General features: G+C 50.5%; 16 protein-coding genes and 1 pseudogene. 7 read left to right on the forward strand and 10 right to left on the reverse strand.

Annotation, left to right across the window (positions count from 1 at the left end):
- Positions 1-164: 164 nt before the first annotated feature.
- On the forward strand, positions 165-1976 hold the full coding sequence (locus tag AC1S52_RS20945; protein ID WP_482030993.1) for a diflavin flavoprotein: 1812 nt from the start codon (positions 165-167) through the stop codon (positions 1974-1976).
- 2 nt (positions 1977-1978) lie between these two features.
- Here the strand turns inward: AC1S52_RS20945 and AC1S52_RS20950 are convergent, their stop codons facing one another.
- The 3 genes from AC1S52_RS20950 to AC1S52_RS20960 all read right to left on the reverse strand — a co-directional run bounded on the left by AC1S52_RS20950 (position 1979) and on the right by AC1S52_RS20960 (position 4152).
- Positions 1979-2998 (reverse strand): hypothetical protein, encoded by a 1020-nt coding sequence (locus AC1S52_RS20950; protein WP_482030994.1) that lies wholly within the window; start codon positions 2996-2998, stop codon positions 1979-1981.
- Between the two features lie 147 nt (positions 2999-3145).
- The gene (gene gatC / locus AC1S52_RS20955) at positions 3146-3436 is read right to left on the reverse strand and encodes an Asp-tRNA(Asn)/Glu-tRNA(Gln) amidotransferase subunit GatC (RefSeq protein ID WP_482030995.1); all 291 of its coding nucleotides are present in this window, start codon (positions 3434-3436) and stop codon (positions 3146-3148) included.
- A gap of 194 nt (positions 3437-3630) precedes the next feature.
- On the reverse strand, positions 3631-4152 hold the full coding sequence (locus tag AC1S52_RS20960; RefSeq protein WP_482030996.1) for a photosystem I assembly protein Ycf3: 522 nt from the start codon (positions 4150-4152) through the stop codon (positions 3631-3633).
- Between the two features lie 656 nt (positions 4153-4808).
- Here AC1S52_RS20960 and AC1S52_RS20965 point away from each other — a divergent pair.
- From AC1S52_RS20965 to AC1S52_RS20975, 3 genes are all read left to right on the forward strand, one after another.
- Positions 4809-5465: a PAS domain-containing protein gene (locus tag AC1S52_RS20965; protein WP_482030997.1), complete on the forward strand. Its 657-nt coding sequence runs from the start codon at positions 4809-4811 to the stop codon at positions 5463-5465.
- 3 nt (positions 5466-5468) lie between these two features.
- Entirely contained in the window at positions 5469-6581 is a 1113-nt protein-coding gene (locus AC1S52_RS20970; protein WP_482030998.1) for a zinc-dependent alcohol dehydrogenase, read from the forward strand.
- A gap of 119 nt (positions 6582-6700) precedes the next feature.
- Positions 6701-7855: a pyridoxal-phosphate-dependent aminotransferase family protein gene (locus AC1S52_RS20975; RefSeq protein ID WP_482030999.1), complete on the forward strand. Its 1155-nt coding sequence runs from the start codon at positions 6701-6703 to the stop codon at positions 7853-7855.
- A gap of 150 nt (positions 7856-8005) precedes the next feature.
- On the opposite strand, the gene AC1S52_RS20980 is transcribed toward AC1S52_RS20975, so the two are convergent.
- The 5 genes and pseudogenes from AC1S52_RS20980 to AC1S52_RS21000 form a co-directional block, all read right to left on the reverse strand.
- Entirely contained in the window at positions 8006-8986 is a 981-nt protein-coding gene (locus tag AC1S52_RS20980; protein WP_482031028.1) for a sensor histidine kinase, read from the reverse strand.
- Between the two features lie 69 nt (positions 8987-9055).
- A pseudogene (locus AC1S52_RS20985) lies at positions 9056-9433 on the reverse strand (response regulator); the annotation flags it as partial.
- A gap of 17 nt (positions 9434-9450) precedes the next feature.
- Positions 9451-12117, reverse strand: a complete 2667-nt coding sequence (locus AC1S52_RS20990) for a hybrid sensor histidine kinase/response regulator (protein ID WP_482031029.1) — start codon at positions 12115-12117, stop codon at positions 9451-9453.
- A gap of 170 nt (positions 12118-12287) precedes the next feature.
- Positions 12288-13286 carry a BMP family protein gene (locus AC1S52_RS20995; protein WP_482031000.1) on the reverse strand — a complete coding sequence of 333 codons (999 nt, stop codon included), beginning with the start codon at positions 13284-13286 and terminating at the stop codon, positions 12288-12290.
- A gap of 45 nt (positions 13287-13331) precedes the next feature.
- Positions 13332-14660, reverse strand: a complete 1329-nt coding sequence (locus tag AC1S52_RS21000) for an acetamidase/formamidase family protein (protein ID WP_482031001.1) — start codon at positions 14658-14660, stop codon at positions 13332-13334.
- A gap of 579 nt (positions 14661-15239) precedes the next feature.
- Here AC1S52_RS21000 and AC1S52_RS21005 point away from each other — a divergent pair.
- Positions 15240-15863 carry a pentapeptide repeat-containing protein gene (locus AC1S52_RS21005; protein ID WP_482031002.1) on the forward strand — a complete coding sequence of 208 codons (624 nt, stop codon included), beginning with the start codon at positions 15240-15242 and terminating at the stop codon, positions 15861-15863.
- 83 nt (positions 15864-15946) lie between these two features.
- On the opposite strand, the gene AC1S52_RS21010 is transcribed toward AC1S52_RS21005, so the two are convergent.
- Positions 15947-17056 carry a hybrid sensor histidine kinase/response regulator gene (locus AC1S52_RS21010; RefSeq protein ID WP_482031003.1) on the reverse strand — a complete coding sequence of 370 codons (1110 nt, stop codon included), beginning with the start codon at positions 17054-17056 and terminating at the stop codon, positions 15947-15949.
- Positions 17057-17059: 3 nt separating this feature from the next.
- The gene (locus AC1S52_RS21015; protein WP_482031004.1) at positions 17060-18496 is read right to left on the reverse strand and encodes a sensor histidine kinase; all 1437 of its coding nucleotides are present in this window, start codon (positions 18494-18496) and stop codon (positions 17060-17062) included.
- 648 nt (positions 18497-19144) lie between these two features.
- On the opposite strand from AC1S52_RS21015, the gene AC1S52_RS21020 reads away from it, so the two are divergent.
- Together AC1S52_RS21020 and AC1S52_RS21025 are read left to right on the forward strand one after the other, a co-directional pair.
- The gene (locus tag AC1S52_RS21020) at positions 19145-19510 is read left to right on the forward strand and encodes a nucleotidyltransferase family protein (protein ID WP_482031005.1); all 366 of its coding nucleotides are present in this window, start codon (positions 19145-19147) and stop codon (positions 19508-19510) included.
- Entirely contained in the window at positions 19471-19941 is a 471-nt protein-coding gene (locus tag AC1S52_RS21025; RefSeq protein WP_482031006.1) for a ribonuclease toxin HepT-like protein, read from the forward strand. Before AC1S52_RS21020 ends, AC1S52_RS21025 begins: the two co-directional genes overlap by 40 nt.
- Positions 19942-20056 lie beyond the last annotated feature (115 nt).

Raw genomic sequence — 20056 nt, forward strand, 5'->3', positions numbered from 1 at the left:
AACCCCTGACTCCCTCGACTACCTTTCCAAAATTGACACAAACCAATTGACAAACCCAACCGATTACCCATTCCCTATAAACTCTGAGTTCCAAACTTTCAACTCTCAACTTTTAATTTCTTCCCCTCACTCGTGCCCCTCTGCTCCCCCTCCCATCCCTTACCATGACTCTCCTCACCCCTCATCCTTCCTCTCTCACCTCCAAGCCTCGCGATGTCCAAACGGCTGAAATTGGGACCAATACATTGGTGCTGCGATCGCGCACCTGGGATCGGCTTAAGTTTGAGGTGGAATATGCTCGGCAGAAAGGAACGACTGCAAACGCTTATCTGATTCAGGCACGGGAGTCTGCTCTGATTGACCCACCAGGAGAGTCCTTTACTGACCTCTTTTTGGATGAGTTGCAACAGTACCAATATCTTCAACGGCTGAATTACATTATTCTGAGTCATGTCAACCCCAACCGGATTGCGACCCTGAAACGGTTACTGGAGTTAGCCCCTTACACCACAGTCATTTGCTCCAAACCGGGTGCCCTGACACTGCGATCGACCCTGGTGGAGCAGGTAGTTCCGGCAATGATTGATGATCAAGCGCTGGACTTAGGGATTGAGTATGCGGCAAACCGGACACTCCAGGTGCATATCGTTCGGGATGAGGAAGTCATTGACTTGGGAGATGGTCACGAACTTCAGTTCCGTTTTGTGCCAACGCCCCGCCACCCGGATGCGCTCTGCATCTATGACCCGACTACGCGCATTTTATTTACTGACAAGCTCTTTGGGGCACACGTCTGTGATGAATCGGTCATGGACGAACACTGGAAACAATATGAAGACGATCGGCGTTACTACTTCGATTGCCTCCATGCGGCTCAGGCAACCCAGGTTGAAACGGTTCTGGATCGGTTGGCTCCCCTGCCTACCAAAATCTATGCCCCTGCTCATGGTCCCATGGTGCGCCATAGCCTCAGCCGGTTAAGGCTGGAATATCGTCAGTGGTGTCAGCAGCAACAAAGCCAGGATGTAAGTGTTGCCATGCTTTACACCTCGGCGTATGGCAATACGGCAGCGCTGGCGCAGGCGATCGCGAAAGGGATTACAGAGGCAGGGGCGGCGGTTGAATCCATCAATTGTGAATATACTGACCCGGAGGACATTGCCCAGGCAATTGAGCGATCGGATGGCTTTGTCATCGGTTCGCCAACCCTGGGGGGTCATGCCCCAATCCAGATTCAAACCGCGCTGGGAATTGTCCTATCCTCTGCGGCAAAGACCAAAGTGGCAGGGGTGTTTGGCTCCTATGGCTGGAGTGGAGAAGCGGTTGACCAGATTGAAAATAAACTTCAGGACGCGGGCTATCGGTTTGGATTTGACACCATTCGGGTCAAGTTCAAACCCACGGAAGAAACGTTACAGCAATGTGTAACGGCTGGGAGTGAGTTTGTCCAGGCAGTCAAAAAAACCAAAAAAGTGCGGACTCCCCGCCAAATGGCGGTTGAGACTCAAACCGATCGCACCGCCCAGGCAGTGGGAAGAGTCACAGGTTCACTGTGCCTGATCACGGCAAAGCAGGGTAATACGTTGCTAGGTGTCCTCACTTCCTGGGTGTCCCAGGCTAGCTTTAGTCCGCCAGGGTTAACCATCTCGGTCAGGAAGGATGGGGTGGGTGCCATGCTGGCATCCCCAGACGAGCAATTTGTGCTCAACCTTTTTAAGGAAGGCAAAACTATTCCCCGTTCTCTACTCAAGCCTCAAGTTCCCGGTGAAGACCGATTTGCTGGCGTGGCAATTCAGACAGCCTCCAATGACTGCCCAATTTTGACAGATGCTCTGGCATATCTGGAATGTACCGTGAAGAAACGGATGGAGTGCGGCGATCACTGGTTAATTTATGCCACGGTTAATACCGGCAAAGTAATAGATGCCACTGGCATGACTGCCGTCAATCATCGTAAAGCTGGAAACCAGTATTAAACCTACTCGTACTCCCCAATTCGCTGATAGCCAACTTCTTCATAGGCAGCCAGTTGGAGCTTCAGAAACTGGTTCTGGTCTTCAATTTCCTGGAGTTCTGCTAATCGTTGGGCGATCGCCCGTGTGAAGTTATCGGAGTTGGGTAATTGGTCAGCTATCCAGGAGGTATCGATTTCAATCTCAATCATCTTCAGGGTACGTCGGTATTCCCGTATCAGGCGATAGTTATTCGCAATTTGCTGTTTCAAAATACCCACAGCCCCCGTTGAACGATGGATCCGAACCGAGTACAGATCCCGATCCAGATTCAGCATTTTTTGTTTCAGGTCTTCTATCTGTTCAATTAAAAACTGAGTCGATTGGCACTCATGGTTGATTTCATCCACCCGATGTTCCAGCTTGGCTTTGTGCGCCAAGAGTTTCTGATCTGCCATCAACCGATTTCCTTCTCGTCCATGGGTTTCTAACGATGGGCTGTTCAGATGAGCGGTATCGGTAGCTTTCAAAATCAACACCGCTGTCAGCGCACTGACCGCAGCCGTCAGAAACAGGCTAACCCCAGCCACATAGGAGCTAATCAATAGTCCGAGGATGACAGTACCCAGAATCACCGTTAAATAGCTGGTACTGGGAATTGGGTTAGGTAGAATGTAGCGCTTCCCTGTCGTGTGATTGGTAATCACAACCAGCTTTTTCATGACATAGCCCTGTAACGTATACAGGGCAGAGACAATATCTCCATGCTGTACCGGCAGCACATCGGTTTTGCCTGGAACCGAAAACTGGAGCAATTTCAGGTTGCGATCGGGTGTGGTGATCTGTAAGGTATAGTGCCGTCTGTAGAACGTCGGCAATTTTGCAGAGAGGTGAAGCAGAGTTTCGTAGATGGACGATCGCCGCGAGAGCTTGCCATAAACGACCCCGTACCGACTTTTGCAAAATGCGCAAGAGACTTGAGAGGTTACACCCCTTAAATCTGAAATCGGACGTGAACAGGAGGGGCATTGCAGCGACGGTTTCATCAAAGATCACTCCCAGGGCAAAAGCACGTCAGGCTTTTTGGATCTTAGTACTCCCAAGCAATGAACTGGGGAGCCACGTAATACCGTTTAACAAATCCCACCCTGACCCCAAAGGATTCTATTGGGTAGTGATGCCACGTCAATTTTTCATTCAGGATTAATGATCTTAGGCACCTTAAAGAAATCCCCTTCCCGGTCGGGGGCACAGTCTAAAATCGCTTCCCGGTTTGGATAGGGCTGAAGCGCATCAGTACGGGTCACATTGCTGACCTCGATCGCCCGTGTGGTAGGCGGTACATTGCTGGTGTCCAATTCGCTCAACTGCTCAAAGTACTGCAAAATGTCACTCAGTTGGGTTGTAAACCGCTCTTCTTCCTCAGAAGTCAATTCTAACCGGGCAAGATGGGCAACTTTATGAACTTGATCGCGATCGAGCATGGGCTTTGTTATGCCTGGTAAGTGGTTAGCAGGTCAGTCTTTCGATTGGCTGGGCAGCTAGTACAGTAAACAAAAAGTTTTGAAAGGGTGAAGGGGTTCCACCCCTTCTTGGGGGCTTCGCCCCCAACCCCCCATGTTGCAAAATTTAGTCTTTGTAACACCAGTTTGCTCATCCCTAACCACCCACCAATGACTTAAAAATAAACGTCTATTTGAGACCGTCCAGTGGTCTTGAGCCAGTTTTGGGCTTCGATGTAGTTATTGGGAGCAAGGCGAATCGCCCGCTTCCAGTAATCGGCTGCTTGAATGAAAAAGGCTTCCGCTTCGTCACCATTGCCTGCCTCTTTTTCCCGTTCTCCCAAATAGTGGAAAATGACCGCGACATTGTTGAGTGCCTGGGGCATTCTGGGGTTCAGCTCTAGCGCCTGATGGTAGAGATCTAGCGCCACGTCATGTTCTCCATTGCTGGCATGAATCAGCCCCATGTTGTAGAGAATATAGCTGCGATCATAGGGGTCTTCTTCGAGCTTGAGCGCTTCATCGTAGTTTTCCAGCGCTTCTGCATATTCACCATCCGCCTGAGCTGACATGCCATCGCGATAGTAGGCAAAGGCTTCTTTTGCTTTCTGGTTCGCAGGCAGAATTTTCAGGATGATATCTGCCATCACAGTAAAGCTCTTGTCAATGAAGTTGTCGTTGCGTTGAGTTCTGGGCATAGGTCATTCCGCGATCGCGACTGGAGAATAAAGCAGATAACTCTAGAGATTTTTAACCAATGTCCATTAGTTTAGCGCTGACAGGTATCCCTGAGATCGTTCGATCTGGGACAAACACCCTCGCAGTTTTACTGGGTTCAATCAGAAAGTCACTCAACCAATTTTCTTAACAAATCCGGGAATCTACTGTTGTCAGTGATAGGGGGCACCCGATCGGGTGAATCTGGTCAGCCTAAAGCATAGCTTTTAATCACCTGTAAGGAAGACTACATTCACACGCTGGCAGCATCTTTATCACCCAACCTGGGCTAGAAGTTGTCCATAGTAGAGAGCAGGGTGACATAAGAGGCATTACAGAAAGATTGTTTTGTGTGGTTTCCTTTCCGTATAAATGCGACCTTGCTACCCATCTGCCAGTAACAGGTGTTACGTAGTAAGCGCCAGGGGGAGGAAAAGGCAGTATGCCTGAGTTTGTACCTCATGCTTGTGGTCTAACGCTTCTGGCTGGGGCTATAGATAGACCCTTCAACCTCAATCCCCAAAACCATCCTCAAAAATCAGTCCCACGGCTGCCATAGCAAAAGCCAGGGTTTCGGCTAGCACACCTACCCTGGCTTGACTCCACCGTCCAGTAGAACTTGAGGAGCTAATTTCCCATGGTAAACAAAATCCCTTCACAGGCTCAAAAGCCACCTAACCAGGTTGCGGATCTACCGTCCCAGGTTATCGATTCGCAATTGCACCAGTCCCGGTTAAACCATGACTATGCCGACGCAGACATCCTGCGACTATCCACATTTTTTAGAAACAACCCCAACCCCATTCTGGTATTTAATCCCGATGGCAACGTGCTGAAAGTGAACCCAGCGGCTGAACGGCTGCTCAAGCGTTTGCACATTAACGAATCCGATCTTCTACCAGCGGAGCATGTTCAGATTGTGGAGGCATGTCTTGATCAGCGGATGCGGGAATGGGCGATCGAAGTGAACACCCATCACCACATATTTGCCCTGACCTATCACGCACTCCCAGCCTTTCAGTTGGTCTACCTCTATGCCATTGAAATTACAGAATTCAGACGCGCAGAGGAAGATTTACTGCGAGTGGTCGCCAGTACGCTCACCCTGGCAAAGCAAGCCGTTCTGCGTTTGAAAGCATTTCGTCAAACATTGCCTAAACCAGCAAAGCAGTCCCGGCAGCCAGATGCCTTTTCAGAAATGTTTGTGGCAATGGATGGCTGTGTTTTCACATCCAATGACCGGCTGGGAGAGTGGGATTTGGGTTCCAGCAGGCACACAAACCCAGTAAGATGATGGGTGGCAATTTCTGAGAGGTTGAAAGGCTTGCTGGCAGCACTACTTTACGGGCAAGAGGATCTGCGTCTGGAGCAAGTTGAAGACCCGACTCCAGCGGCAGGGGAAGTAGTGATTCGGGTGGGAGCCGCTACGACCTGTGGGACAGACTTGAAGGTGTGGCGCAGGGGTGGTCATGCCCGCATGCTAAAGCCGCCAACCCTGTTTGGACATGAGGCGGCGGGTGAAATTGTTGCCCTTGGTGAGGGAGTGACAGACTGGCAGGTCGGCGATCGCGTGGTTGCCAATAACTCCGCGCCCTGTCTGGAATGTTTCTTCTGTAAAAAAGAAGAGTACTCCCTCTGCCAGAACTTGCTGTTTAACAATGGCACCTTTGCCGAATATCTGAAAATTCCGGCTGCGATTGTGCAACACAATTTGCTGTCTATTCCCGACGAATTACCGTTTGCACTGGCATCGATGACCGAACCTTTAGCCTGTGTTCTGCATGGAGCCGCCCGCTCCAATGTCAAACCAGGCGATCGCGTCGTGGTTCTGGGGGATGGGGCGATCGGCTTAATGTTTGTGGCGGCACTGGCTTCGGGACAGGGAGACTGGAACAGCCATCTGCCTTCCCCTGGCTTCAATTCCAGCGTATCCGATCCTTATATCAACGTGTTTTTGTTGGGGGGCAGCGATCGCCGTTTGCAAGTCGGCGAACAATTAGGAGCGGTGAAAACCTTTAACTATCGTCAGGTAGAAAATATTCCTGCGCTGGTGCAAGACCTGACGGATGGTTGGGGAGCCGATGTGGTGATTGAAGCAACTGGTGTGCCGTCGGTCTGGGAAACGGCGATCGCCTGTGCGCGACCGGGGGCGACCGTGAATTTGTTTGGTGGTTGTCCCCGTGACACGACGATTACGGTCAATACTGAATTACTCCACTACAGTGAACTCACTCTTAAAGGGGTGTTTCACAATACCCCCCAATACGTCCGGGCTGCTCTAAAGTTACTGGCAGGTCAAACCTTGCCCTTTGAGTTGCTAATCAGTGCAGAACAACCTCTAAGCCAGCTAGGGCAGGTATTTGAAGAAATGAAGCAGCGAAAAGTCATTAAGGTAGCAATGGTTCCCTGAAGCACAGACACAAAATCTATCGCACCTTCATAACTGGAATAGCAGCATCCCTTCTGAAATTGTGTAATCCTGGATCTTGCACAATTGAAAGGAACTTCTTTGAGACAAGGGGCAGACAAATGGACGACAAGCTGATGCTGATGATTCCCGGTCCAACGCCGGTACCAGAGCAGGTTTTGCTGGCAATGGCAAAGCACCCAATGGGACACCGAAGCGGTGATTTCTCGAAGATTATGGAAGAGGTGACCGAAAACCTGAAGTGGTTGCACCAAACCCAGAACGATGTCCTGAGTCTGACGGTGAGTGGTACGGGAGCAATGGAAGCGGGGATCATTAACTTTCTCAGCCCTGGCGATCGCGTCCTGGTGGGGACAAATGGTAAGTTTGGGGAGCGTTGGGCATTGGTCTGCAAGGCATACGGAGTTCAGGCAGAAGTTATTTCGGCGGAATGGGGGCAAGCCCTTGATCCAGAACAATTCCGCGCCCAGTTAGAAGCAGACACCGAAAAGTCGATCAAAGCCGTGATTGTCACCCATAGCGAAACCTCGACTGGCGTTCGGAATGATCTGGAAACTATTAACCGCTATGTCAAAGCGCATGGTGAAGCGCTGATTATGGTTGATACCGTGACCAGTCTGGGTGCTTACAACGTCCCGGTCGATGAGTGGGGGTTGGATGTCGTCGCTTCTGGCTCTCAGAAAGGTTATATGATTCCCCCTGGATTAGGCTTTGTAGCGGTCAGTGCCAAAGCCTGGAAGGCTTATGAAACGGCAAAACTGCCCCGTTTTTACCTGGATCTGGGCAAGTACAAAAAAGATGCCGCCAAGCATACCACCCCGTTTACGCCGCCGGTTAACCTGTTTTTTGCGCTGCAAGCAGCCCTGCGAATGATGAAAGCGGAAGGGTTAGAGAAGATCTTTGCCCGTCATCTCCGCCTCATGAATGCCACCCGTGCTGCGATTAAAGCGTTAGGTTTACCGCTGTTTGCTGCCGATGATGCCGCCAGTACTGCCATTACTGCCGTTGCTCCGGAGCAGGTAGAAGCAGAACAAATTCGCTCCGTGATGAAGAAGCGGTTTGATATTGCTCTGGCAGGCGGACAGGATCATCTCAAGGGCAAGATTTTCCGAATTGGTCACCTGGGCTTTGTCGGCGATCGCGACATTCTCGCTGCGATCGCTGCCCTGGAAGCCACCCTGCAAGAACTAGGATACGAAAACTTTACCCCCGGAGCCGGAGTCACGGCGGCGGCAAAGGTGATTGGGGGCTTTTAGGAAGGTTGTTGGTTGTTAGTTGTTGGTTGTTGGTAGCAGAACCTGAACCTCCCAGACCTCCGAGGTTTTGAAAACCTCGGAGATCTAAGCCTAGCCTGCCTTCCCTTGCTCAACGCTCAACTCCTCACCCCTTACTCCTCACTCCTCTTCCTAAGCAGCAGTTGCCTCGGCGGTCATCTGGTGAATCGGCAACTTAATCCAAAATTCTGACCCCTTGCCTGGTTCTGAAACACACCAGAGGGAACCTTTGTGTTTTTCAGTCACAACCTGATGACTGATCGATAGGCCCAACCCGGTTCCCTTGCCCATCGGTTTCGTTGTAAAAAAGGGATCAAACAGGCGCTTTCTGACTTCTTCCGACATTCCCGTTCCGTTATCCGCAATTCTGATGGTAATGAAGCTGGATTCTGCCACTTCAGTGTAAATGCTAATGGTCGGGTGGGAAGTCGGGAGGGAGGGGGTTTGGCTGGACTCAGAATTCAAACCTTTGACCTTTGAACTATCTTCCAAGGCATCGATCGCATTGCTTAAAAGATTCATGAACACCTGGTTCAGTTGTCCGGCGTAGCACTCTACAGCAGGCAGGTTGCCATATTCCTTAATCACCTGAATTTCAGGATGGTCTGGTTTTGCCTTTAAGCGGTTGTGCAGAATGAGCAGGGTACTGTCGATGCCCTCATGAATATCGACAGCTTTAAACTCTGCTTCATCCAGGCGCGAGAAGTTACGCAGGGAAAGGACAATCTGGCGGATGCGATCGACCCCCAGCTTCATAGATCGGACGATTTTCTGCAAGTCTTCCTTGAGAAACTCCAGGTCAATTTCTTCCAGGTATTGTTGCAGGGTAGGGGCAGGGTCTGGATAATTTTCTTCAAATCGATGGATAAACTCCACCAGGTTCTGGGTGTACTCATCAATATGGGTCAGGTTGCCCGCAATAAAATTGACGGGATTGTTGATCTCATGGGCAACTCCAGCCACCAGTTGACCCAGGCTGGATAATTTTTCACTTTGAACGAGCTGAATCTGAGTTTGCTGAATCTGATGTAAGGCTTTAGAAAGGTCTGCGGTGCGATCTGCAACCCGTTGTTCTAACTCCTGAGTCAGTTGTTGCAGGGAAGCTTCTGCCATCCGGCGTTCTTCCACTTCTCTTTTAAGCAGCCCATTTTGCTGCTCCAGGGTACGAGCCAGTTTTTTGAGTTTGAGGTGTAATTTGACCCGTGCCAGTACTTCCTCTTGCTGAAACGGCTTGGTAATGTAGTCCACCGCGCCTAAACTCAGCCCTTTTACCTTATCGGCAGCGTCGGAGAGGGCAGTCATGAAAATAATCGGAATATCCTGGGTTGTCGGGTTCATCTTCAACCGCTGGCAGGTTTCAAACCCATCAATTCCCGGCATCATCACATCTAACAAAATCAGATCGGGAGGATCATAGGCAATTTGGGCGATCGCCCCTTCGCCATCGTTTGCCACCGCCGTTTCATAGCCAAAACTTGCCAGTGCATTAGACAGGACTTCTAAATTAGTCGGGTTGTCATCAACAACTAAAACAACCCCCATTTCTTGTGCTTGAATCATAATTTGCGCTCTCTTTGCTATCGTTCCATAGAGGAATCTGCCATTTGCGATCGAATAAATTCCCGTATTCGCTGAACCTGAAAGCCTCTAGCAAGTTGGCGCAGGTGATTAGCAAAGGGAGTGAGGTGGGAATTGGCTTGCTCCAGAGTTTCTAAATGGTCGATCAGGCTTTTGACTCGTCCCTTCATTGCCAGGTCATACAGAGCTGTCAGGTCTTCTGGGGCAGGCAGTGCCATGGTTGCCGTGGGAGCATTTGAAGTGTCTGAGAAACTTTGAATTATCGTAATTGGCTCTGCATCCTGCTCATAAGTCCATTCCAGGTGAAGATGCTTTTGCAGAATGTGGAGCAGATCGTTTGCCTGGACGGGTTTAGGCAGAAAATCCGCTCCCCCCGCCTGCAAGAATTTGCGCTGGTCACTCTCAAACACGCTGGCAGAGGAAATGATGATCACGGTTGCCCGTAACTCTTCTGCCTCACAGAGTTTGTGGATCAGTTCCAGTTCATCCATCCCATGCACGTGGGGTTCTGTAATAATCACATCCATCTGGGACGACAGGGCTTTGCTGAGGGCATCGGAGGCGTTATCTGCCTCGATCATGTCAAACCCCAGGGGTTCCAGCAGATTCAGGACAACGGAGCGATTTTCCCATTTGTCATCCACCACCAAAATCCTTTTCTTGGAACCTTGGTAGCCTTTGATTCGTTTTTGATCCAGCGCCAGACCTGTCTGTGCCCATTCGCTGGCTTCTGTCAGGTTCAGATCGATCCAGAACATGCTGCCTTCCGCTGGATAGCTCTTAACCTGAATGGTTGAACCCATGATTTCAATGATTTTCTGACTAATCGCCAGCCCTAAGCCCGTGCCCTCTGCCTGTTGTTTGAGATGACCCACCTGCTCGAAGGGCAGGAAGATTTTTTCTAAATGTGCCGTTTCCATTCCAATGCCGGTGTCTTCTACCTGAAACCGGATTTTATAGCAGGTGGGCACAATCCCTTTCCCCGCTCCACCACCTGACGGCTGCTTTTCCAGCACGTCTACTCGAAAGGTAACGCTACCCACTTCGGTAAATTTGATGGCGTTACCCAACAGATTAATCAACACCTGGCGCAGGCGTTTTTCATCGGCGTAGACTCCCACAGGCACTTCAGGAGATAGCTGGTAAACAAAGGTAAGTTGCTTTTGCTCTGCTCGCACCTGGGAAATTTCAGCGATGCCCTGGAGAAAAGAGGGAAAGTGAAACTCGGTGGGGCACAGTTCTAACTTACGGGCTTCGATTTTGGAAATGTCGAGAACGTCGTTGATCAGAGTGAGCAGGTGGGTGCTGCACTGGCGGACGATCTCAATGCCCCGCAGATCTTTGGCAGTCATGGTCGGCGATCGCTCCAGGATTTGGGCATAGCCCAGAATGCCGTTGAGCGGCGTGCGTAATTCATGGCTCATGTTTGCCAGAAACTCACTCTTGGCACTGTTGGCAGCATCGGCGGCTTCCTTTGCCTCCTGTAACTCCATCGTGCGCTGTTCAACTCGCTGTTCCAGGTCTGTGTTTGTCTTTTCCAGGGCAGTGAAAGACTCCTGCAACTGCCGTGCCATTCGGTTGAACGAGCCTGCCAGCAACCCCAGTTCGTTGTGGGCGCGGGTGGTGACCTGGATACTGAGGTCACCACTACTAATGCCAGCAGCGGCAGCGGTGAGTTTCTGTAAGGGAGAAATGATACGGCGAGACATCAAGAAGCCCAAGCCAGCGGCAACCAGAGTAGCGATACCCAGCACGCCCGATGTTGCCCAAATGGAGTTGCGAATGGCTCGGTAGGCTTCCTCCGTCGGCAGTTCTACGACCACGCGCCAGAAGGTCGTGGGCACGATCGCAGTGGCTCCCAGTACTTCCTGATCATGCAATCCCCGATAAATCATGGGTGGGGTGGCAGTGGTCAGAGAAAGTTGTTTAACAAAGGGGCGACTGGCAACGTCCTCCAGTTCAAAGCGGTTATCGTTTGTGGTTCTGGCTCTGGCAATCACCACATTGCGATTGTCAATGACGTAGGTATAGCCCGTTTTCCCCACTTCCGTTTTAGAAACGACGAAATCCAGAAACCGTAAATTGACTTTGGCAACCAGAACCCCGTCTACCACATCTTGCTGATTCCGAATGGGAACCGCCAGCATGGTGGAAAGGTTACCGTCTGCACCAAAGTCCACCGTATCGACAAAATCTTCCTGGGCTTTAAACGCCCGCCGAAATAACGGTGTGCTGGCAAAACTGCCAATTCGCAACTGGGCATAGGGGGTGATGACCGAGACCGGCGTGCCAGTGTTGTTGACGATTGCCACCATCTCATAGGCATCATTATTGCGGGTTAATGCTTCCAACAAAGTCTGTTGCATCGCCGGTGGCAGGTTAGTTAAGCCTCGAATCCTTGCCACATAGTTCAGCTTTCGGATTAAGTCATCCATGTAGGCATTGATGGTTTCAGCCGCTGCCCGCGATCGCTCTTTTTGCAGCAGTTTTGACTGCTGCTGCTGCACCTCATAGCTGGAATAAATTAACATTCCTCCCGTCACCAGCAAGCTAGAAGCCACCAGGCACACGAGTCCGACACAAAGCTGATTCGCGATCGACGATTTCCACAAATGGCGTAGTTTACGGCTGGAGTGGGCGATCGAATGATGATTTTTCTTGAACATGCGTGCCACTGAGAACCTTCCTCCATCTTTCTTGGCTTGGCGATCTCAGGTTGGGTGGATAGGTGTGAGGTGTGAGGTATCAGTCGTCCGCCTAAAACTCTCAACTTTCAACTCAAAACTGGTTCCCTCCCCTTCATCCGCTCTCCTCTCACCCTCCTCCCCTCACCTCCCTACAGGGAAACATCAACCTTGCCAGTGAGAATGTCTTCTTTGACTTGTTGTACTGTGGCTTCTTCCTCAGGTTTAAGCGCTCCCCGAAAGGGAGCCAGATCTTGCACCCCTTCCCGCAGTCCAAACCTGTACTGTTTCCCTTCCCATCGCCCCAGGCGGACCAGATTAGCACCTTGCAGCATTAGCTCAGGCATCCGCTGAATGCCACTGGTCAGCACGGCTGCCGGAGCCAGGTCGTACTGGTCTTTGCCCCAGCCAATCGTATACACATTCATCTCCTCAGCCATCTGGTGGACTGCCTCTCCTGCTTGGTCCGCTTTCACCAGGAGAACGTCGCTGCCCTCGCGGATCTGGCGCTGAGCAATTTCCTTTGCCCTGGTTGGATTGGTTGAACGACCTATCCATTGGGTACGAACCGTGATACCAGATTTGACGGATTTTGCTCCCCGCTCAAACAGGAGAGCCACTTCCCTAGAATCGAGGGAATCACCACTGCCAATGAACGCAATCTTGCCCGTGGTGCTCTTTAATGCAGCCACGACCCCACACAGATAACCCAGTTCACCGTCCCTAAACGAGAGGCTACCAACATTGAAATTGTTTCCTGGATAGGAAGCCACGATCGCAAATTTTGTGCGGGGAAACTGCCGGGCGATCGCTTCCACAGAGGGAATATAGGTCCCACTTTCACCAATCACAAAATCAAATCCCTGTTCGGCATACTGACTAAAAATGTTTCTCGTCTGCGTTGTCGGCAGGTCAGCAACCTGGCTGGTATAGGCAGTCTTGGCAACGAGTTGTTTTTCAATCAGCTTTAGCCCCTGGTAGGCAGACTCACCCAAGGCTTGATCGTCCACTTCGGTGGGTAAAATCGCCGCTACTTTGAAATTACTGACTAACTCTCGCTCAGGCTCCGTCCCTACCCCGTTACAACTTGCCATCAGTCCAGCCAGAACTGCCAGGGTGCTGTATCTAACCAACCCGATAAGTCTATTCATTGCACGAATGGCAAATCACCACGATAAATTGCATCGGCACGGACTTTACCCTTCATAGGGCGCTGGCAGAAAGATGTTTTTGGGTAAGGCAGCATGACACCCCTGCCGAATATCCACAACCTGGGTCACCCCAAAGTCAACCCCTGCCGAAATGATGCTATACGCCTCATCAGCGCTGATCTTCTTCTTCGTTTGCAGAAAGTCCATCATCTGCTCGGCACACTGTCGCATGGCTTTGTTCAAATCCTCGTTAAAGCCGTGGGTAATCCAGTGGGCATCGGTTTCCAGGATCGGGTTGGTGATTGGAAAATCTTTAAGCACAAAGATTTGTAGATAGCCATTCATCGAAGCCTCGATCGCCGTTCCTGCTAGCTCCGCATCCCCCTGTGCCATGTGGGGATCCCCCACATAAAAGTTTGCCCCTTTGTTGAACACCGGATAGTACATCGTGGCACCCGCACCGATGCGCCAGTTGTCGATGTTGCCGCCAAAGGGACCCGGAGGAATGCTGTTAATTCGTCCACTTTCTGCTGGGGCAACTCCCATGACCCCAAAGTGGGGACGCATCGGAATCGCAACTCTGGCTTTGAAATCCTGCCTTGCTCCTTTATTGGGCTGGGTGATGTGTCCCGGTTTGTTATAGAGGGGCAGATCCTTGAAGTCATAACCAAAAATCGGCTGTGCGAATCCTGCCAGAGAATCTAATCGGTAAATGGTGATGCGTTCCTTCTTAAAGGTGTTGTAGAGATAGCCCCAATGGGCAGCGGCGTTGCTGCCGTAGGGCAGGCGAGGCTGGGCGTTAAGGATTCTGACCATGAGCGTATCGCCCGGTTCGGCTCCTTTGACGGCGATCGGACCCGTCATGATGTGAACCCCGGGACCTCGCTCTGTGAGTTTGTCATAAACCTCTCTGACCCCATCATCCATCAGCAGATCGGGAGCATCACCGGCATGGTGGGTAAGGGATTCAACATAGACAATGTCACCCGACTCAATCGTCAAAACAGGGGGAAGAGTTTTGTCAAAAAAGCCCCAAAAGCACGTCTTAGAGGTTGCCTTGAGGGTATGAAAATTGCCTGCACTGCGGATGGCATCGCCTGCGGCAATGGTTTCCTGCTTGGCTTCTTCCGGATCCCGATTAAATCCTCGGCTCGAACAACTGGAGGCTGTGATCGCTGCCATTGCGGCTGTAGAAGCCAGAAATGCTCGTCGAGATTGTTTAGAGAGAAACTGGGGATGCTCCTCTAGCGAATCATCTTCCGGTTGCACCGGAGTAGACCTCAGCGGTTCAGCATGCTGCGCATCGGCGGTACTGGGTTCATGGTGGTTACAATCAGAACCATGTTCGTGGGCGTGGTGGTTGTGTTCTTCCATAATTTCCCTGGGGCAAGTCAGCAGTCGTTCGGATTACACAGTCATCGTAATAGCAGCTTTTATTTAGATGAGATATATCGACACCCCGTTTCCAATTGCGATCGCGCGGATGGCTAGTGGTCTGTCAAGAATTAATTTTGGGGTGGCTGGTTGAAAGGCTGAAGCTGGAAACGTTCAAAGATTCACAAACTGTTCTAAATCGACGGGACAATCGCAATAATGGGAATAGATCTGATTTAAATTAGGCTTCTGAAGTTCTTTAAGCGTTATGCACCGGGCAGATTCACCAACCTTGCACTACAAGGGTTCCCTGACAGCTTGTAGCAGTAACAGGTATTTTTTAAGAAGCGTCTCTAGCGATCGCCCGCCTGGTCGGCGTGGCTGATTCCAGGTATGAGTTAGAGGTTGTATGAATTGAAACTTTGTTCCCCTTCATACGGCTATTCAGATCCTCCGTATAGTCAGGACATTTTGGATCTGAATCGTTCAAACGTTAAGCTGTTCATAGCATTCGCGAGTTGTCCTGCTGGATGGGGTGCTATTAGGGATAAGAAACCCTGACAAAATGCAAACTAAGTGATGAATCGTAAACCAATGCTGACGGCAACCTTTCTTCCTGGCGCTGATTTAGAAGATGAAGACCTGTCGGGTCAAAATCTTCAAGGAGTTAACCTGGCAGGGGCAAAACTGACCGGGGCAGACCTGAGTCAGGCAATTCTGAGCGGAGCTTCTCTAGAAGGTGCGAATTTAATTGGCTGCCAGCTAGTCCGGGCAGACCTGCGTGCCAACTTGATGGGGGCAAACCTGATGCAGGCGGATTTAACCGAAGCTGACCTACGGGGCGCAAATCTGCGAGGTGCAAACCTGATGCGATCGCGTCTGCACAAATCCACCTTCTCTGGGGCATTCCTCAGTGGCGCAAATCTGATGGGTGTTAATCTCCAGGGTGTTGACCTGCGCGGTGCTGACCTGCGGGGAGCCAACCTGAGTAGTGCCAACCTGCATGGGGCGAACCTGAGTCAGGCAGATTTGCAGGGAGCCTTATTAGCCGAAGCCAACCTGGAGGAAGCCGACCTCCAAGGGGCAAACCTGGCAGGAGCCAATTTTTCAGGTGCCAACCTGCTCTGTGCCGAGCTAGAAAACGCCAACCTGGAGGGAACTAATTTTGCAGGAGCCTGTTTAGTAGGGACAGTGAGGGGATGAAGGATGAAGGCTAAAAACACCTACCACCGTTCGGCTTCGACGTGAACGCTCAGCCGAACACCTCACCCCTGACACCTCACCCCTCACCCATTCGGCAACGCAACCGTAAAACAGGTTCCCTGTCCCACAGTGCTTTCGACGAAAATTTGTCCCTGGTGCAGGTCAACGCATTGTTTGGCGATCGCTAACCCCAGTCCGGTGCCTGGAATTTTACCGACGTTACTGGCTCGCTGAAAGGGCTGAAACAGATTTCCTAGAGCCTCTTCTGGGATGCCGATGCCTTCATCCTTGACTTGCAGATAAATGGTTTTGGGGTGACAAGTCAGTTTCAGCGAAATAGTACCGCCCTGGGGCGAGTATTTAATCGCATTGGATAGCAAATTATTCAGTAGGTGCCACAGCAACTTTTCGTCTAGTGGGGGATTACAGTCATCACTATTAGCGGTGAAGATGAGTCGGTACTGATCACCCACACTAAACTTCAACGCTTCAATCAACTCCTGGCAAGAAGTGATTAAGTTAACAGGGACAGGATTAAACTGAAATCCAGAATCTATCCGTTCCAGGGTCAATACGTCTTCCAGCAGGTAGTTCAGGCTTTCAATGGCTGATTTAATTCGTTCCAGGTGTTGCTGTTTCTTGTCTTCGGGTAGCTGATCTCCGTAACGCTGCAAAAAATCTGCCGCAAACTGAATCGTTGCCAGGGGATTCCGAAATTCATGGGATGCCATTGAGAAATACTCGGACTTGACCTGAGCGTAAGACTCTACCCGCTTCCGATGGCTTTCAGCCGATATGAGTGCTTGATACACCTGGTTTTCTGCCCGATGGCGCGCCAGGGCAATTTCGATGGTGGTTGCCAGAATGGTCTCATTGAAGGGTTTCAGAATGTAGCCATAGGGGTGAGTGCCTTTAACCCGTTCTAGAGTTGCCCGGTCAGCATTGGCGGTCAGGTAGACAACGGGAATTTGAAACGTAGATTGGATATGCTCTGATGCTTCAATTCCATCCATTGCCCCAGCCAGTCGAATATCCATTAAGACCAGATCAGGCTGAAGTTGCGCTGCCTGCTGGATTGCCTCTTCGCCAGTTGCTGCCAGAGCAGGGACTTGATAGCCCAGAAGCTCCAGCGTTTCTCTCAAATCATCTGCAACCAGATGTTCGTCTTCAACCACGAGAACGTTTAGAGGCATGGTTCATGTCCTTGGAAACGTAATGCAGAAATGGGTGCCCTGGCTTTGTCTCAGGGTAAGGGTGCCTTTCAGTTGAGTGACCAAGTTGCGAACAATTCTTAAACCTAAGGATGGGGAGGTTTGCCAGTCAAGGTTTTGTGGGATGCCAATGCCATTGTCTGAGATCGTTAGTATGCCCTGGTAGCTATCGATACGCTCATGGCAAGGCTGGGATTGTAACTGGATAGCAATGGTGCCTGATTGACCATTGGGGAAGGCGTATTTGAGGGAGTTTGAAACCAGTTCATTCACAATTAACCCACAGGGAATTGCGGTGTTGAGGGTGAGGTTTGGCTCGTTCGTTTCAATTTCGAGGGCGATTTGCTGCTGACTGATGCCGTAGGAGTGGAACAGATTATTGACCAGTCTATAGAGGTAATCACCAAAGTCAATCTGGGAAAGATTGGGAGACTGATAAAGCTGTTCGTGGATCAGCGACATGGACTGCACCCGATGTTGGGCATCCTGGAACAGGGCTGCGGTGCTGCCATCGTTGGTCTGTCTGGCTTGCATTCTGAGCAAACTGGAGATGACCTGAAGGTTGTTTTTGACTCGGTGATGGACTTCTTTGAGCAGCACTTCTTTTTCCTGGAGAGAGGCTTTGATTTGCTGTTCGACTTGCTTGCGAACGACTTCGTCATGCTTCGCTTCGCTAATATCTTCAACCATGCCCATGCTGTAAAGCGGAGTACCGTCTTGGTGCCGGATCAAGGTTGCGGTCAAATTGCCCCACATCACCGCTCCATCTTTTTTAATAAACCGTTTTTCCATTTGGAACCTGGATGTGGTGCCTGCGATCATTTGCTGAAGCTGCTCCAGATCGGAATGAATATCATCCGGGTGGGTGAGTTGGATGAAGTCCATCTGGGTCAGTTCGGCTTCACTGTAACCCAGCATCTCAGCCAGCATGGCGTTTGCCCGGAGGCAACGGCAGGTTTCTGGGTGCATCAGCCCCACACCGATAGGGGCATCTTCAAACAGTTGGCGGAAAATGATATCAGGTATATTTTCCACGAGGGTACACAATTCGTGCTCCCCCTGATATAGGATTTCTGGGGAAGTTGGCAGTTCCTGGGTGCGTTTCAGCCTGGTTTCGTACTGTGGTTTGGCTGCCCGTTCCTGCTGAAGGGTAAGCTCGTACTGCCGCACCTGTTCTTCCAACTCTGCAATTCTGGCTTGGAGGTTTGCCAGAGACTCGGTTGTGGATGAGGGGTTATTGGGGGAAGGCTGGGCAGCCATTGGAGGAACACGATCCGAGGAAAAATAGATTGCCGTGTAAGGGGAATGGTCAGAAACCAGGCTAATTATAGGGGTTGATTCATGGGGCAAACTGGATCGGCGATCGCCTAAAACGCCCACACTGTAAATCTCCTCTATTCTACTTTGTAGAGCAATTTTCACCGATATCTCCTACACCCTCACCCTGTCTTAACGGGATGTACCTGACTGAAGAGAAGTCACCATTGATCCATATTTGGTCATTTGTCTTGGTCATCCATCAGTCAAACAAGAGTTGAGTGAATTAAAACTCTGTTCTTGCTTCATCCTGTTTGTCAGCACAAAAAAAGACCAGCCCCAAGGACTGGTCAATTGAAGTCAATTACGTTGTTCTCTCATATTGGAGGAAAACCGACTGCGCGTTCCCAAACTTGCAGCGGGTTACTATTCAAAGTAATCCCCCATTCGAAAGTATTGTAACAAGATACACAAACTTTGTGACATGAATCTTCACAGTTTCCTGACATAAGTCTTTCTAACGGAGGAGGAAAACGTAAAACACCACCCATCCATTTTTTCCCTACCCTCCCTCTCATTCCTCTCTTCACGCACCCTTGAGAGATCCCAAAAGGAAACTCCTCAAGCGCGATCGCATGGCAAAGACCGACAATCAATTAAGGGAGACAATCTCATTTGTGAAGGGCAAATCACCCGCCTCGCCGTGAGATCGCCCGACCGCGAAGAACCTCACCATAGTAATGCACCTCTCGGCGTCCGTATCCTAAACTAGGAGCATAGGAAAATACCCTGAATACTCTGAGAAAGAGTGAAATGACAACCCAGTTGCTGAATCAACTTATTCAACAGCGACGCGAGATCCAGGAGCAAGAACGCCAGGCGATCGTGCAAAAAGTTCAGCAATGGTTCGATCAGCATGGATTTGACTATGGCATCAGGCAAGCGTTTATCTTTGGGTCTGCCAGCCGCGCAGGACAGTTCCATGACACCTCCGACGTAGACATTGCCGTTGAACAGATTAAGTCCGATCAATACTTCATCGCCATCAGCCTGCTGTCTGCCTATTTAGAGCGAGATGTCGATCTCATCGAACTGGGAAAGTGCCCATTTCAGCATCGTATTCGCGAAACAGGAATTGCATGGACAGAGCAGCCCGACTTATCTTTGTCACCGACCTGACGGCTCAGTTGGCGACCCTGCGTCGTATTGCTCACCGTCTCAATGATCGAGCCACAGGCTTAAGTCCTGACAATGTTATTCGTATGGAGAGTGTGGCTTATCAACTTCACAACTTCTACAACGCGGTTGAAGATTTGCTCAAACTCATTGCCACTCATTTTGAAAACAATATTTCAGACTCAGCTCGGTGGCACTCTGCCCTACTACAGCGCATGATGCAGGATGTGCCTGACATTAGACCATCCGTTCTCTCCCTCGAAACTTTTATTGCCTTAAACGGGCTGCGTGGATTTCGCCACTTTTTTCGCCATGCCTACGAGGTACCTCTCAATTATGAGCAACTCACGGTCAATCTGACGTTGGCAAAGTCTGTTTTACCCCAGCTAGAGCAGGATATTGAAATGTTCTTGAGCAAGATTCAGGAGTCGTAAATGGGATGGATCGGTACTGCCGTCTGATCGCTGTTCCATTTACAGCCAGTTGAAGCCTGTCCCTTTCTCCACAGACACTTGTTAAGCTTGGGCTGGACATAGACTTCAGTGCTGA

The organism is Kovacikia sp. CALU 1929 (assembly GCF_056784235.1).

Bases quoted from the DNA above. Each gene is read 5' to 3' on its own strand.
- AC1S52_RS20965 (WP_482030997.1), top strand. From the start codon at position 4,809: ATGGTAAACAAAATCCCTTCACAGGCTCAAAAGCCACCTAACCAGGTT.
- AC1S52_RS20980 (WP_482031028.1), bottom strand. From the start codon at position 8,986: ATGGCAGAAGCTTCCCTGCAACAACTGACTCAGGAGTTAGAACAACGG.
- gatC (WP_482030995.1), bottom strand. From the start codon at position 3,436: ATGCTCGATCGCGATCAAGTTCATAAAGTTGCCCATCTTGCCCGGTTA.
- AC1S52_RS21010 (WP_482031003.1), bottom strand. From the start codon at position 17,056: ATGCCTCTAAACGTTCTCGTGGTTGAAGACGAACATCTGGTTGCAGAT.
- AC1S52_RS20945 (WP_482030993.1), top strand. From the start codon at position 165: ATGACTCTCCTCACCCCTCATCCTTCCTCTCTCACCTCCAAGCCTCGC.
- AC1S52_RS20975 (WP_482030999.1), top strand. From the start codon at position 6,701: ATGGACGACAAGCTGATGCTGATGATTCCCGGTCCAACGCCGGTACCA.
- AC1S52_RS20960 (WP_482030996.1), bottom strand. From the start codon at position 4,152: ATGCCCAGAACTCAACGCAACGACAACTTCATTGACAAGAGCTTTACT.
- AC1S52_RS21025 (WP_482031006.1), top strand. From the start codon at position 19,471: ATGGACAGAGCAGCCCGACTTATCTTTGTCACCGACCTGACGGCTCAG.
- AC1S52_RS21000 (WP_482031001.1), bottom strand. From the start codon at position 14,660: ATGGAAGAACACAACCACCACGCCCACGAACATGGTTCTGATTGTAAC.
- AC1S52_RS20950 (WP_482030994.1), bottom strand. From the start codon at position 2,998: ATGAAACCGTCGCTGCAATGCCCCTCCTGTTCACGTCCGATTTCAGAT.
- AC1S52_RS20990 (WP_482031029.1), bottom strand. From the start codon at position 12,117: ATGTTCAAGAAAAATCATCATTCGATCGCCCACTCCAGCCGTAAACTA.
- AC1S52_RS21005 (WP_482031002.1), top strand. From the start codon at position 15,240: ATGAATCGTAAACCAATGCTGACGGCAACCTTTCTTCCTGGCGCTGAT.
- AC1S52_RS20995 (WP_482031000.1), bottom strand. From the start codon at position 13,286: ATGAATAGACTTATCGGGTTGGTTAGATACAGCACCCTGGCAGTTCTG.
- AC1S52_RS21020 (WP_482031005.1), top strand. From the start codon at position 19,145: ATGACAACCCAGTTGCTGAATCAACTTATTCAACAGCGACGCGAGATC.